Origin of the sequence: Paraburkholderia bryophila (assembly GCF_013409255.1) — a bacterium.
GTDB lineage: Bacteria > Pseudomonadota > Gammaproteobacteria > Burkholderiales > Burkholderiaceae > Paraburkholderia.
In genome coordinates, this window is the sequence record NZ_JACCAS010000002.1 from 732984 (window position 1) to 746559 (window position 13576).

At 64.1% G+C, this 13576-nt stretch carries 12 protein-coding genes; 8 read left to right on the forward strand and 4 right to left on the reverse strand.

Features of this window, described 5'->3' with window-relative positions; genetic code table 11:
* Positions 1-83 precede the first annotated feature (83 nt).
* Positions 84-1025: a LysR substrate-binding domain-containing protein gene (locus GGD40_RS24620; RefSeq protein WP_257030571.1), complete on the forward strand. Its 942-nt coding sequence runs from the start codon at positions 84-86 to the stop codon at positions 1023-1025.
* 137 nt (positions 1026-1162) lie between these two features.
* Here the strand turns inward: GGD40_RS24620 and pdxR are convergent, their stop codons facing one another.
* On the reverse strand, positions 1163-2770 hold the full coding sequence (gene pdxR, locus GGD40_RS24625; RefSeq protein WP_179745405.1) for a MocR-like pyridoxine biosynthesis transcription factor PdxR: 1608 nt from the start codon (positions 2768-2770) through the stop codon (positions 1163-1165).
* A gap of 123 nt (positions 2771-2893) precedes the next feature.
* On the opposite strand from pdxR, the gene GGD40_RS24630 reads away from it, so the two are divergent.
* Entirely contained in the window at positions 2894-4177 is a 1284-nt protein-coding gene (locus tag GGD40_RS24630) for a 4-aminobutyrate--2-oxoglutarate transaminase (RefSeq protein ID WP_179745406.1), read from the forward strand.
* A gap of 11 nt (positions 4178-4188) precedes the next feature.
* Positions 4189-5649 carry an NADP-dependent succinate-semialdehyde dehydrogenase gene (gabD, locus tag GGD40_RS24635; RefSeq protein WP_179745407.1) on the forward strand — a complete coding sequence of 487 codons (1461 nt, stop codon included), beginning with the start codon at positions 4189-4191 and terminating at the stop codon, positions 5647-5649.
* A gap of 165 nt (positions 5650-5814) precedes the next feature.
* Here gabD and GGD40_RS24640 read toward each other — a convergent pair whose 3' ends face one another.
* Entirely contained in the window at positions 5815-6141 is a 327-nt protein-coding gene (locus GGD40_RS24640; RefSeq protein ID WP_035558975.1) for a DUF4148 domain-containing protein, read from the reverse strand.
* Between the two features lie 146 nt (positions 6142-6287).
* Complete coding sequence (locus GGD40_RS24645; protein ID WP_179745408.1) at positions 6288-7298, reverse strand: GlxA family transcriptional regulator; 1011 nt, start codon at positions 7296-7298, stop codon at positions 6288-6290.
* A gap of 437 nt (positions 7299-7735) precedes the next feature.
* Here GGD40_RS24645 and GGD40_RS24650 point away from each other — a divergent pair, with 437 nt between their 5' ends.
* From GGD40_RS24650 to GGD40_RS24670, 5 genes are all read left to right on the forward strand, one after another.
* A complete protein-coding gene (locus tag GGD40_RS24650; protein WP_179745409.1) occupies positions 7736-8689 on the forward strand; it encodes a choline ABC transporter substrate-binding protein in 954 nt (317 codons plus the stop codon).
* Positions 8690-8724: 35 nt separating this feature from the next.
* A complete protein-coding gene (locus GGD40_RS24655; RefSeq protein ID WP_179712230.1) occupies positions 8725-9654 on the forward strand; it encodes a 3-keto-5-aminohexanoate cleavage protein in 930 nt (309 codons plus the stop codon).
* A gap of 149 nt (positions 9655-9803) precedes the next feature.
* Positions 9804-10769 carry an L-carnitine dehydrogenase gene (locus GGD40_RS24660; RefSeq protein ID WP_179712228.1) on the forward strand — a complete coding sequence of 322 codons (966 nt, stop codon included), beginning with the start codon at positions 9804-9806 and terminating at the stop codon, positions 10767-10769.
* Positions 10770-10880: 111 nt separating this feature from the next.
* Complete coding sequence (locus tag GGD40_RS24665) at positions 10881-11366, forward strand: thioesterase family protein (RefSeq protein WP_179745410.1); 486 nt, start codon at positions 10881-10883, stop codon at positions 11364-11366.
* 14 nt (positions 11367-11380) lie between these two features.
* Entirely contained in the window at positions 11381-12361 is a 981-nt protein-coding gene (locus GGD40_RS24670; RefSeq protein WP_179745411.1) for an alpha/beta hydrolase, read from the forward strand.
* Positions 12362-12390: 29 nt separating this feature from the next.
* Here the strand turns inward: GGD40_RS24670 and GGD40_RS24675 are convergent, their stop codons facing one another.
* Entirely contained in the window at positions 12391-13353 is a 963-nt protein-coding gene (locus GGD40_RS24675; RefSeq protein ID WP_179712224.1) for a response regulator, read from the reverse strand.
* Positions 13354-13576 lie beyond the last annotated feature (223 nt).

The following is a 13576-nucleotide window of genomic DNA, read 5'->3' on the forward strand; positions in this document are numbered from 1 at the left end:
GATAAAGAAAGCGCTATCGTAAAAGCGCCGGGCCGGTATCTTCAATTGATAGTTTCTGTTAGAAATACAAGCAATACTTGGATATGGGGCTTTTCCCGATGCGCCGCCTGCCGCCTTTGAATACCTTGCGCAGCTTCGAGGCCGCCGGCCGCCTCGGCAGTCTCAGCAAAGCCGCCGAAGAACTGTGCGTCACGCACAGCGCGGTCACGCAACAGATCCGTTTGCTTGAAGAGTATCTCGGCCAGAAGCTGTTCGAACGCCGCGGCCGCAAGCTGGAAATGACGCCGCGCGCCAAACACTATCTGGTCGACGTCGCCAGTTGCCTCGGCCGTCTGAGCGAAGCCACCGAACAGATGGGCGGCCCCGCCACGCGGCGCACGATCCGTGTGAATACCACCGCTTCGTTCGCGCACGGCTGGCTGATTCCGCGGCTGGCTCAGTTTCACGCGCTGCAAGCCGACGTCGACGTCGAGATCGTCGCGGCCCCTGATCAGAACATCGACCTCGCCGACGAATCGCACGATGTGATCATCCGCCGCTTCGAACCGAATCTGCGGCGCTATGGTTTCGATTCGCGCATGCTGATCGCGAACATCGCGGTGCCGGTGTGCTCTCCCCATCTGCGGGAACTCGCGGCATTGCGCACGCCGGACGATCTGCGCCAGGTGCGTCTGCTGCATTTCGCCGGCATTCCCGAGGCATGGCAATACTGGTTCCGCTGCGCGAACGTGATGGTCGGCGAAACGCTCGGCGGCCCGTTCTACGAGCAGTTCTTCCTGCTGGTGCAGGCGGCCGCGAGCGGCCTGGGCGTGGCGCTCGCCCCGCGCGCGATCATCGAGGAAGACGTGCAACGCGGACGTCTGGTGATGCTCTTTCCCGAAGTCAGACTCGAAGGGCCGCCGTTTCACTGCCTGTATCGCGCGGCGCCGCAGGACCGCGAACTGAAGCTGTTTCTCGACTGGCTATTCGATGCGGGACTTGAAACTCCTGTCGCCGTATCGGACGACGTGGCGAAGTCCGTGTAACTGAAAGCGTCGTTCGATCGGGTCGGGGCTCATGCGCGAGAGGCTGACCACGCGCCGGATCGTTGCGTGCGCACTCTTTACGCTAAAAGCAGTGCTGATTCGGATTTGGTGCGCGAGCTACGTCCTCATCCCCGCCCTCACGCGAATTGCGGCAACGTCGCATCGATCGCGTCCGCCAGCGTATTGAACGCCGGGGCGATTTCCTCATCGGGCACGCACGCATAGCCGATCAGCAAACCCGGCGGCGCCAGCGAAGGCTGCGCGTAATACCCCGACAACGGCCGCACGACGATATTGCGCTCCAGCGCCGCCGTCGCCACGCGCCGATCGTCGCTGCCTTCGGGCAACTGCATCACCAGATGCAACCCGGCGTCGCCGCCCACGGCGGGTAATACATCGCCGTAACGGTGCGCGGCGGCATCGAGCAAGGTCTGCCGGCGCTGCCCGTAAAGCGTGCGCATCTTGCGGATATGCGACGTGAAATGCCCTTCGGCGATGAACTCGGCGAGCATGGCCTGTTGCAACAACTGCCCCTCGCGATACAACTCGGCGCTGGCCGTGGCGAAACTTTCAGCCAGCGCTTCCGGCACGACCAGATAACCGATGCGCAGCCCCGGAAACAGCGTCTTGCCGAAACTGCCCACATAGATCACCTGCCCGGATGTGTCCAACCCCTGCAGCGACGCCAGCGGCCGGCTGCCATAACGGAACTCGCTGTCGTAGTCGTCCTCGATGATCCAGCACTGGTTCTGCCGCGCATATTCGAGCAGCATGCGGCGCCGCGCGAGGCTCATCACCATGCCGAGCGGGTACTGATGCGACGGCGTGACGAGCATCAGCTTCGGTGGATACGCGAGGTCGTCGGCGGAAGGATTGATGCCTTCGTCGTCGACCGCGATGGGCCGCGATTGCAGACCCGACACGTGCAGCACGCTGCGCACGCCCCAATAGCAAGGATCTTCGGTCCAGATCAGGTCGCCCGGATCGGATAGCAGCCGCACCGCGAGGTCGACCGACTGGTGAATCCCGGTCGTGATGATGATCTGCTCGGGCGTGCAGCGCACCGAGCGCGAAGTGCGCAGATAGTCGGCCAGCGCGTGTCGCAGCGAAGCCAGGCCGCCGCCGGGCGCATACGTGAGCAGGTCCGGACGCAGGCGGCGCCAATACTTGTTGTGCAGCCGGCTCCAAACGCGCGCCGGAAACTTGGTGACGTCCGGTACGCCCGGCATGAACGCGCCCCACTGCCGCTTCGACACACCCGCGCCCGCGATCAGCCGCGCGCCGCGCGTGGACAGCGCGCGCGCCGCCTGCAACGGCGGCGGCTCGCGGCGCGGATCGGGCGCATGCAAGGCATCCGGCCGGTCGAGCGTGGCGGCGCCGATGCTTGAGCCAATTCCTGAGCCCATGCCTGAAGAGCCTGAGCCGACGCCAACCCCAAAGCCAAAGTCCCCCTCAGGCGCACCAACAATCTCATCCGGCGCACTATCCGCCACAAAAGTACCGCGCCCGGTCGCCGAACTCACATAGCCCTCGAGCACCAACTGCTCGTACACCTGCGTGACGGTATTGCGTCCAATGCCCAACTCCTGCGCCAGCAGCCGCGACGACGGCACCTTGCTGCCCGCCGGCAACTCGCGCGACAGGATCGCCTGCTGCAACAGCCGGTGCAGTTGACGATAGATCGGCTGGCCGTTGCCGCGGTCGAGGCGCTGCGCCAGCCAGTCGGACAAAACGCTCGCGCGCATGATTGGCTCCTACATTTTTATTGAAATGGCTCTGAAATTAAGAGCCAAATCTCATTATAGTCGCTGCATGTGCTGCGCTAAGGGCGCGGCGTCCGCGAAAACCGAGGAGCCAAGGAGATGACCATGAAGAATGCCGAACTGAAGAGCCGCAAAGACGCCGCCACCCCGCGCGGCGTCGGCGTGATGTGCGATTTCTACGCCGCGCGCGCGGAGAACGCGGAACTGTGGGACGTGGAAGGCCGCCGCTTCATCGACTTCGCCGCGGGGATCGCGGTGTGCAACACGGGCCATCGCCACCCGAAGATCCTGGCCGCGATCCGCGACCAGCTCGATCACTTCACGCACACCGCGTATCAGATCGTGCCGTACGCGTCGTATGTCGAGCTGGCCGAGAAGATCAACGCGCGCGCGCCAGGCGACTATCCGAAGAAGACCGCGTTCTTCACGACCGGCGCCGAAGCCGTCGAAAACGCCATCAAGATCGCCCGCGCCGCAACCGGCCGTCCTGGCGTGATCGCCTTCACCGGCGGCTTCCATGGCCGCACGATGATGGGCATGGCGCTGACCGGCAAGGTCGCGCCGTACAAGATCGGCTTCGGTCCGTTCCCGTCGGACGTGTTCCACGCGCCGTTCCCGAATCCGCTGCACGGCGTGACCACCGCCGATTCGCTGAAGGCGATCGAATTCCTGTTCAAGGCCGACATCGATCCGAAGCGTGTGGCCGCGATCATTTTCGAACCGGTTCAGGGCGAAGGCGGTTTCTATCCGGCGCCGGCCGAGTTCGTGCGCGCACTGCGCAAGCTGTGCAACGAGCACGGCATTCTGCTGATCGCCGACGAAGTGCAAACCGGCTTTGCCCGCACCGGCAAGCTGTTTGCCATGAACCACTACGACGTGGTGCCTGACCTGATGACCATGGCGAAGAGCCTGGCCGGCGGCATGCCGCTGTCGGGGGTGGTCGGCCGCGCCGACCTGATGGACGCGGCGGCGCCTGGCGGTCTCGGCGGCACGTACGCGGGCAATCCGCTGGCGGTGGCGGCGGCACATGCGGTGCTCGACATCATCGACGAAGAAAAGCTGTGCGAGCGCGCCACGCTGCTGGGCGACCGCGTCAAGGCCAAGCTGATCGCGCTGCAAAGCGATGTGCCGCAAATCGCCGACGTGCGCGGCCCGGGTGGCATGGTCGCGGTGGAATTCTGCAAGGCCGGCGGCACCGAGCCGGATGCGGACTTCACCAAGCGCGTGCAGACGCGCGCGCTCGAACGCGGCTTGCTGCTGCTGGTGTGCGGCGTTTATTCGAACGTGGTGCGCTTCCTGTTCCCGCTGACGATCCAGGACGCCGTGTTCGACGAAGCCATGACGATCCTCGAAGAAGTCATCAAGGACAGCGTCGCCGTAGCGGCATAAGGACGAGACTTATGAACACGTTGACATTGAAAGACCCGACGCTTCTCAAGACCCACGCGTATATCGCGGGCGAATGGCAAGGCGCCGACGACGGCGCGACCTTCGAGGTGAAGAACCCCGCCACCGGCGAAACCATCGCGACGGTGCCGCGCATGGGCACGGCGGAAACGCGTCGCGCGATCGACACCGCCAACGCGGCATGGCCCGCCTGGCGCGCCACGACCGCGAAGCAGCGCGCGGTGATCCTGCGCAAATGGCATGACCTGATGATGGAAAACGCCGACGATCTGGCGAAGATCCTCACCACGGAACAAGGCAAGCCGCTCGCCGAAGCCAAGGGCGAGATCCAGTACGCCGCGTCGTTCCTCGAATGGTTCGCGGAAGAAGGCAAGCGCGTGAACGGCGACACGATTCCCACGCCGGCCGGCGACAAACGCATTGTCGTGACCAAGGAACCGATCGGCGTGTGCGCGGCGATCACGCCGTGGAACTTCCCGGCGGCCATGATCACCCGCAAGGTCGGTCCGGCGTTGGCGGCAGGCTGCCCGATCATCGTCAAACCGGCCGAAGCGACGCCGTTGTCCGCGCTCGCGCTCGCCGTGCTGGCCGAACGCGCCGGCGTGCCGCGCGGCGTGTTCAACGTCGTGACCGGCGAGCCGAAAGCGATCGGCGCGGAAATGACCGGCAATCCGATCGTACGCAAACTGTCGTTCACGGGTTCGACGCCGATCGGCCGTTTGCTGATGGCGCAGTGCGCGCCGACGGTCAAGAAGGTGTCGCTCGAACTCGGCGGCAATGCGCCGTTTATCGTGTTCGACGATGCCGATCTGGATGCGGCAGTGGCTGGCGCGATTGCGTCGAAGTATCGCAATAGCGGCCAGACCTGCGTCTGCACGAACCGCTTCTATGTGCACGACAAGGTGTACGACGCGTTCGCCGAGAAGCTGCGCGTCGCCGTCGAGCAATTGAAAGTTGGGCGCGGCACCGAAGACGGCGTCACGCAAGGTCCGCTGATCAACGAAGCGGCCGTGCTCAAGGTCGAGTCGCATATCGAAGACGCGTTGGCCAAGGGCGCGCGCATCGTCACGGGCGGCAAGCGTCACGCGCTCGGTCACGGCTTCTTCGAACCGACCGTGCTCGCGGATGTCACGCCGGCCATGAGAGTCGCGCGCGATGAAACCTTCGGGCCGCTCGCGCCGCTGTTCCGTTTCTCGTCGGACGAAGAGGTGATTCGCCTCGCCAACGATACCGAGCTCGGGCTGGCGTCGTATTTCTTTAGCCGCGATATCGGCCGTGTCTGGCGGGTTGCCGAAGCGCTCGAATACGGCATGGTCGGGATCAACACCGGCCTGATCTCGAACGAAGTCGCACCGTTCGGCGGCGTCAAGCAATCGGGCCTGGGCCGCGAGGGCTCGCACTACGGTATCGATGATTACGTGGTCATCAAATACCTGTGCATCGGCGGGATCTGATCGCCAGGACGCTTGAAGCATGATGAACGGCCACGTCGGTTGATCCGGCGTGGCCGTTTTTTTCGCCGAATGTAAAACAGGCTTGCGTCACCTTACGGTGAAGCAAGCCTGTTGCATTTGATGCGTATCGAACTGGCGCGAGCTATGCGCCCGCGCCGCAGTCGATTAGTGACCGTAGTTGGCAACCGGAGCCGAATACGAGCTCGGCGTCGTGCTTGCACGGCTACCGGCTTGCGACGAACCATTCGTGGCCGAACCATAACCACTGGTTTGCGCATTGCCGTTCTGAGCAGCGACGCGGGCTTCGGCAGCCTGAATGTTGGCCGGGTAGTCGTAGTCGTTCGCGGTTGCCGGGTTGTAGCCGGCCTTTTCCAGCTGAACCAGTTCAGCACGCACCTGAGCGCGGGTAACCGGTTGATTCGACTGGGCAAAAGCGGCCAGCGGGGCGGTAATAAGGGCGGCGATAACTGCGGCTTCGATCAGCGACTTCATGATAACTACCTCCAGAGATTTTTTTGTCTAGCGCTGCGAGGCGTGATGTCTGCAGCGGATGGAGGAAGTGTAGGATTCGGGTCGCCTAGGGTAAACCCCTAAAGCGCCAATTGAGTGTTGTGAAAATCGAGATAATCGCCAAACCGTCAGCCTTCTGAAAGCACGGGAGCAGTCGTCGGCTTATCCAGCAACGGCGACTCGGCGGCATTTCTCCCGCCCATCGCCTGCCGGTCGCTTCGCGGACTCGCACCGAAGCGCGCGCGATACGTCCGCGAAAAATGCGACGGCGACTCGAAGCCGCACGCCACACAAATCGACGTGATCGACATGTCGGTCTGCTGCAGCAACTCACGCGCTCGGGCGAGGCGCAGTTGCAGATAGAAATGCGTCGGCGTGTCCTTCAACGACGCGCAGAAAAGCCGCTCCAGTTGCCGCCGCGTCACGCCGATTTCCTGCGCGAGCTGGTCCGGCGCCAGCGGCTCTTCCATATGCTGTTCCATCACGCCGATCACCTGAATCAGCTTGCGATTGTGCACGCCGTAACGCGCGGCGATCTCCATGCGCTGATGGTCCGAGCGTTGGCGAATACGGCTCACCACGAATTGCTCCGACACCGACGAGGCCAACGCCGCGCCGTGCTTGCGGCCGATCAGGTCGAGCATCATGTCGATCGACGCCGTACCGCCCGCACACGTAATACGCCGTGCGCCGATTTCGAACAGCTCCTGGCTCGCATCCAGCGACGGATAGCGCTCGCGGAATGCCGACAGCGCTTCCCAATGCACGGTCACACTGTCCGTGCCGCTCAGCAGCCCGGCTTCGGCGAGGACGAAACTGCCGGTGTCGATGCCGCCGAGCGTCGCGCCGGCCCGCTCGATCCGCTTCAGCGAATCGGCCAGCGCGCGGCTATAGCAGGCAAGCGGTTCGAAGCCCGCGACCACGAACAGCGTCTGCGCTATACCGACCTCGCCGATGGCCGCGTCCGCGTTGATTGAAATGCCGTTGCTGGCCGCGACCGGCGCGCCGTCGAGACTGAGAATGCGCCAGCGGTACAGCGCATCGCGAAAGCGGTTCGCCACCCGCAACGGTTCCACCGCCGACATGAAACCGATCGCCGAAAAGCCCGGCAGCAGCAGGAACGACATATCTTCGGGCATCGTGCTCAGACTCGATCAGGAATACAAACGCGGAATACAACGCGGGGACGCCGGGTCCCAGCGAGCGTAGCAAGCAGGGCATCAACCGGCAAGGCGCGCCAAAAATCCGCGCTGCGAGGCGAGGCGAGCCGAGGCGACGGGATGCGACGGGATGCGACGGGATGCGACGGGATGCGTGTTGCACTGCAATGCCGTCATGCCAGGCGTTATAGCCCGCACTGCTGGTTTTCCCTCAGGGTCGCGTCAGAGCAAGAACGGGTCGCTGGCGGTCGCTTTGGCGGGAATATGGGGCATTAACGTAACGTCATTCCTGCAGTCCCGCCTCACCCAGTTTGTTGCTGTATCCAAACCGTCGCGCCAGTCCGATGGCCGCTTCGCCGTTCGAACCGCGGCCCGGTTCGAAACACGCCGTTCAACGTGTCAGAAGGGGGAACCTCATGAAGTGTCGTCTCAATGCCTTGCTTGCCTATCTCGTTGGCCTCGTCGCCATCGCCGCCGCTGCGCCCGCGTTCGCGCAAGATCCGGCCGCCTGTCGCGCGGTGCATTTCGCCGACATCGGCTGGACCGATATCACGTCGACTACCGCGCTCGCTTCGACCGTATTCGAAGGGCTCGGTTATCAGCCGGTCACCACCGTCGCCTCCGTACCGATCTCGTTCGCGGGCCTCAAGAGCAAGCAGCTCGACGTGTCGCTCGGCTACTGGTGGCCGGTGCAGGAAAAAGCGATCAGCCCGTTCGTCGAGTCGAAAGCGATCAACGTGCTGCAACCACCCAACCTCACCGGCGCCAAGGCCACCTTCGCGGTGCCGAGCTATGAATACGACGCGGGCCTGAAGACCTTCGCCGACATCGCCAAACATCGCGACCAGCTCGACGGCAAGATCTACGGTATCGAACCCGGCAGCAGCGCGAACGCGGCGATCCAGAAAATGATCGCCAGCAATCAGTTCGGGCTCGGCGGTTTCAAACTGATCGAATCGAGCGAAGCCGGCATGCTGGTGTCGGTGGATCGCGCGATCCGCGAGAAGAAATGGGTGGTGTTCCTCGGCTGGGAACCGCATCCGATGAACATCACGATCGACATGAAATACCTGACCGGCAGCGACGGCGTATTCGGTCCGAACGACGGCGAAGCACGCGTGTACACGCTAACGTCTCCCGACTTCCTGACGCGTTGCCCGAACGCCGGCAAGCTCGTGAGCAATCTGCGCTTTTCGACGCAACAGGAAAACGTCGTCATGCAGTCGGTCATGAACAAGGAAAAACCCGCTGACGCCGCCAAGGCGTATCTGAAGAAAAACCCGCAAGTCCTCGACGCCTGGCTAGCCGGCGTGAAGACCTACGACGGCAAGGACGGCTTGCCCGCGGTGAAGGCCTATCTGGGCCTCTGAGCGTCGCGCATCTCAATCCACAGGAAATAGCACGCATGAATCATGAAGTCATCGTGACCTGCGCGGTCACCGGCGCCGGCGACACCGTCGGCAAACATCCGGCCATTCCGGTCACGCCGAAGCAGATCGCCGAAGCCGCGATCGAAGCCGCCAAAGCCGGCGCAACTGTCGCGCACTGTCACGTGCGCGATCCGAAGACCGGACGCGGCAGCCGCGATCCGCAGTTGTACCGCGAGGTCGTCGACCGGATCCGCTCGTCGGGCACCGACGTGATCATCAACCTGACGGCGGGCATGGGCGGCGATCTGGAGATCGGTCCCGGCGAAGACCCGATGCGCTTCGGCGCCAACACCGATCTGGTGGGCGGCCTGACGCGTCTCGCGCACGTCGAGGAACTGCTGCCGGAAATCTGCACGCTCGATTGCGGCACGCTCAATTTCGGCGACGGCGATTACATCTACGTGTCGACGCCCGCGCAACTTCGTGCCGGTGCGCAGCGCATTCAGGAACTCGGCGTGAAGCCGGAACTGGAGATCTTCGACACCGGCCATTTGTGGTTCGCGAAGCAGTTGCTGAAGGAAGGTCTGCTCGATGCGCCGCCGCTGTTCCAGATTTGCCTCGGCATTCCATGGGGCGCGCCCGCCGACACCACGTCGATGAAAGCGATGGCCGACAACCTGCCGCCCGGCGCGCAATGGGCCGGCTTCGGGATCGGCCGCATGCAGATGCCGATGGTCGCGCAGGCGATGCTGCTCGGCGGTCACGTGCGCGTGGGGCTCGAAGACAACATCTGGCTCGACAAAGGTGTGCCCGCAACCAACGGCACGCTGGTGCAGCGCGCGGTGGAAATCATCGACAGGCTCGGCGCGCGTGCGCTGACGCCGGCGGAAGGACGCCGCAAGCTGGGCCTGCCGGCGCGTGGCGAGCGGCAACTGGAGCGGCGTGTGGCTGGCCAGTATGCGTGATGGCGCGGTGTGAGCGTGGTGCGGTGTGAGCGTAGCGTGTGACGCTTTACGTCTCACGCGTGACTCGACGCCTCGCGGCTTCGAAGCGCTTCAACACGCTTCGAAGCGCTTCGACACTCTGGAACTCGTAGACAAAGGAAATCTCAGCAATGGCAGTGATCGTCGATATCAAAACATTTGCAGCCATCGGCGTGGGCGTGATCGGCAGCGGTTGGGTCGCGCGCGCGCTCGCGCATGGACTCGATGTGATCGCGTGGGACCCGGCGCCGGGCGCGGAAAAACAGTTGCGCGAAAACATCGCGAATGCGTGGCCGGCGCTCGAACGCGTCGGGCTGGCCGAGGGTGCGTCGCCGGAGCGCTTGCGCTTTGTCGCGACGATCGAAGCGTGTGTCGCGCAGGCCGATTTCATTCAGGAAAGCGCGCCCGAGCGTGAGGAGCTGAAGCTCGCGCTACACGAACAGATCAGTCGCGCCGCGAAGCCGGACGCGATCATCGCGTCGTCTACATCGGGGCTGTTGCCGAGCGACTTTTACGCGCGGGCGGTGAATCCACAGCGCTGCATCGTCGGGCATCCGTTCAATCCGGTTTATCTGCTGCCGCTCGTCGAAGTGCTGGGCGGCGCCGCGACCGCGCCGGAAACGATCGACGCCGCGCTCAACATCTACCGCGCGCTGTCGATGCGGCCGCTGCTCGTTCGCAAGGAAGTGCCGGGGTTTATCGCCGATCGTCTGCTTGAAGCGCTGTGGCGCGAGGCGCTGCATCTGGTGAACGAAGGCGTGGCGACCACGGGCGAAATCGACGACGCGATCCGCTTCGGCGCGGGCATCCGCTGGTCGTTCATGGGCACGTTCCTGACCTACACGCTCGCGGGCGGCGACGCCGGCATGCGTCATTTCATGCAGCAGTTCGGTCCGGCGCTGGAGCTGCCATGGACTAAACTGGTGGCGCCGAAGCTCACGGACGAATTGATCGATCGCGTGGTGGACGGCACGGCGGAACAGGTCGGCCCGCGCTCGATCAAGCAGTTGGAGCGTTATCGCGACGATTGCATTACGAGCGTGCTGGCGGCGATCAGCGACGCGAAAGCGCGGCACGGGTTGCAGCCTGCCGATTGACGCCGCGGGAGACGCCGCCTATGCCACCCATGCTGCTCAGGCCGACGCATCGGCGACCTGAGCAGCGCCGAACCTGAGTACTCTCAACCGAACCACGGAGACGATTTGCCCATGCCGCAACCCGCTTCCCTGCCCTGCTATCGCGATTCGGTGCGCGCGGAATGGGTCGACTACAACGGCCACTTGCGCGACGCGTTCTACATGCTGATCTTCAGCTTCGCGACGGATGCGTTGATCGACCTGATCGGTTTACCCGATGCGGTACGCAGGGCGCGCGGCCGCTCGATCTACACGCTCGAAGCGCACATCAACTATCTGCACGAGATCAAGGAAGGTACGCCGGTTCGCGTCGACATGCGGATACTCGGGCATGACGCGAAGCGGCTGCATCTGTATCTGGAGATGTTCGCAAGCGACGGCGCTGACCCGGTCGCCGCCGGCGAACAGATGCTGCTGCATGTCGACACCAGCGGCCCGCGCGCCGTCGCGTTCGACCCCGACATCGCAGCCTACGTGCGATCATTGGCCGATACGCATGCCGAACGGCCCGCGGCAAAATACGCGGGGCGCGTTATCGGCCTGCCGGTGAAGACCTAGACCAGTGAGTCAACATGCTCGAACCGCAAATTGCCGCATTCATCGAACGGGCCGTGGCGATTTATCCCGCGCACACTACGTCGCTATCGCCGCGTGAGCAGCGCGAGCTTTATGACCGCTACGCGGCCACGCTGACCCCCGCGTTGCCGGACGAATTGAGCGTCAGGGACGCCGAGTTCCAAACCCGCGCCGGCCATGCGCTCAAGCTGCGGCTCTACCGCCATCGCGCGCGCGGCGAGCAGGCGGCTCACGGCGCCGTGTTGTACTTTCACGGCGGCGGCTTCGTGCTCGGCTCGCTGGACAGTCATCAGCTCGTCACGGCGCGCATTGCCGCCGACACCGGGCTCGATGTCATCGCGGTCGATTACCGGCTGGCTCCGGAACACCGCGCGCCGGCCGCGCATGACGATTGTCTCGAAGTCACGCTCGCCGCACTGGAACGACGGCTACCGTTCAATCTGAACAGCGGCACGACATTGCAACTCGCCGGCGACAGCGCCGGCGCCACGCTTGCAGCCAGCGTGGCGATGCGCCTGCGCGACGACGGCGTTGGCGGCGTGCAAGGGCTCGCGCTGGTCTATCCGATGCTCGGCACCGATCCCCAACCGCCCGCGCGCGACACCGAAGCGCAAGCGCCCATGCTCAAGCTGAGCGACGTCCATTCGTTTCGCGATCTGTATTGGGGAGAGCAGCCGCCCTACCCGGCATGGACGATTCCGCTCGAGGCCACGCGCTTCGACGGCCTGCCGCCGACGCTCGCGATCGGGGTCGAACATGATCCGCTAAGGGATGACGCGCGCGTATTCGTGGAACGCATCGAGGCGGCAGGTGGCGACGCGCGTCTCTGGATCGGCGCCGGGCTCGTGCATGGATGTTGGCGGGCGCTCGAATCGAGCCCGGGTGTGCGGATGCTGCATCGCGAGGTGTGCGATTTTCTGTCCGCACACGCGGCGCCGGTGTTCGACGCGCATGCTTCCAGCGTTCACGGCCGTTAGCCGCAACTCGACCGCCGCTCAAGCGCAAATCAGTGGGCGCTCTCCTTGCGCCACTGCGAATACGTAACGATGTCCATGCCGACTTCCGCCGCTTCGATCCGGGTCCAGCAGTAGAACGCGTCTTCCCAGCCGGGAATCTTCTGCGGCGTGAGCGAGCGGAAATTCAGTCCCACGCGATAGGCCAGGTGCGGCCAGAATAACGGCATCGCCTCGCGCACCGCCATTTGCCGCAACAGCTCGACTGGACCGCTTTCGTCCGCGACGATCTCGCCCTGCGAGATCCAGTCGTTCTCCGCCCACGCGACGAATACACTCGGATTGCCGGCACGGTCGAACATCAGAATCGCGTTCTGCTCGGGACGCCAGTAGTACTCCACGATGCCGTGCGCGGCCACCACCTCGCCGATCACTTTTTTCGTGCGCGGGTCGCAGTACGTCAACCCGTTCTCGCCCAACGCCAGCCAACCGCCTTCCAAACAGTGCCGGTTCTTCGCGTCGTTCAGAAAATGGACCAGCCGGTTGGCCGAATCGGTATCGGTCTTGCGCAGATACAGATCCACGATGCCGGCATTGAAGGCCTTCACCGCGACGGTTTCATCCGCGACGCCGGTCAGCAGCACTTTCGCGCAGCGCAAATGAGCGATGGACGCGAGGAATTCCACACCGCTCATGCCCGGCATGTCGTAGTCCACCACGACCGCCGCCACCTCCGCGAAGCGCGCGCCGCGCGCGAGCAGATCCCGCTCCGCCGACGTTTCGACCAGCCGCTCGATCCCGGTCTCGCTCAGACACGCCGACGCCGACGCGAACTCCAGCGAATTCTCGCGCGCATGCTGGCGAATGAACGCCAACGCGGTTTGCGGCCGCGAGAAAAACAGATTGGTCGACGTATCCGGAAAGAAACGGCGCAACGCGTCGAGGTAACTGTCGTTGTCGTCGACGAAGACAACCGTGGCCGGATGGAAAACGGGGGGGCGAATAAAGTGGTTCATAAGCTCATGGGGACGATGCTGGCGCGCCGCGCACCTGCTGCGCGCCGGATTGCCTGCTGGCCGCCGGGCCGGTGCCTGTGGACCATATAGTACAGGGCTCTTCAGGTAACGGCACAAACTTGCCGGCCGGCTTGCGATCGGGCATATGCCGATCGAATAGTCGGCGCTGAACCGGGGCAAACGGCATGCGCCCAAACCGCCCGCCGACAAACCGCTTACGGCC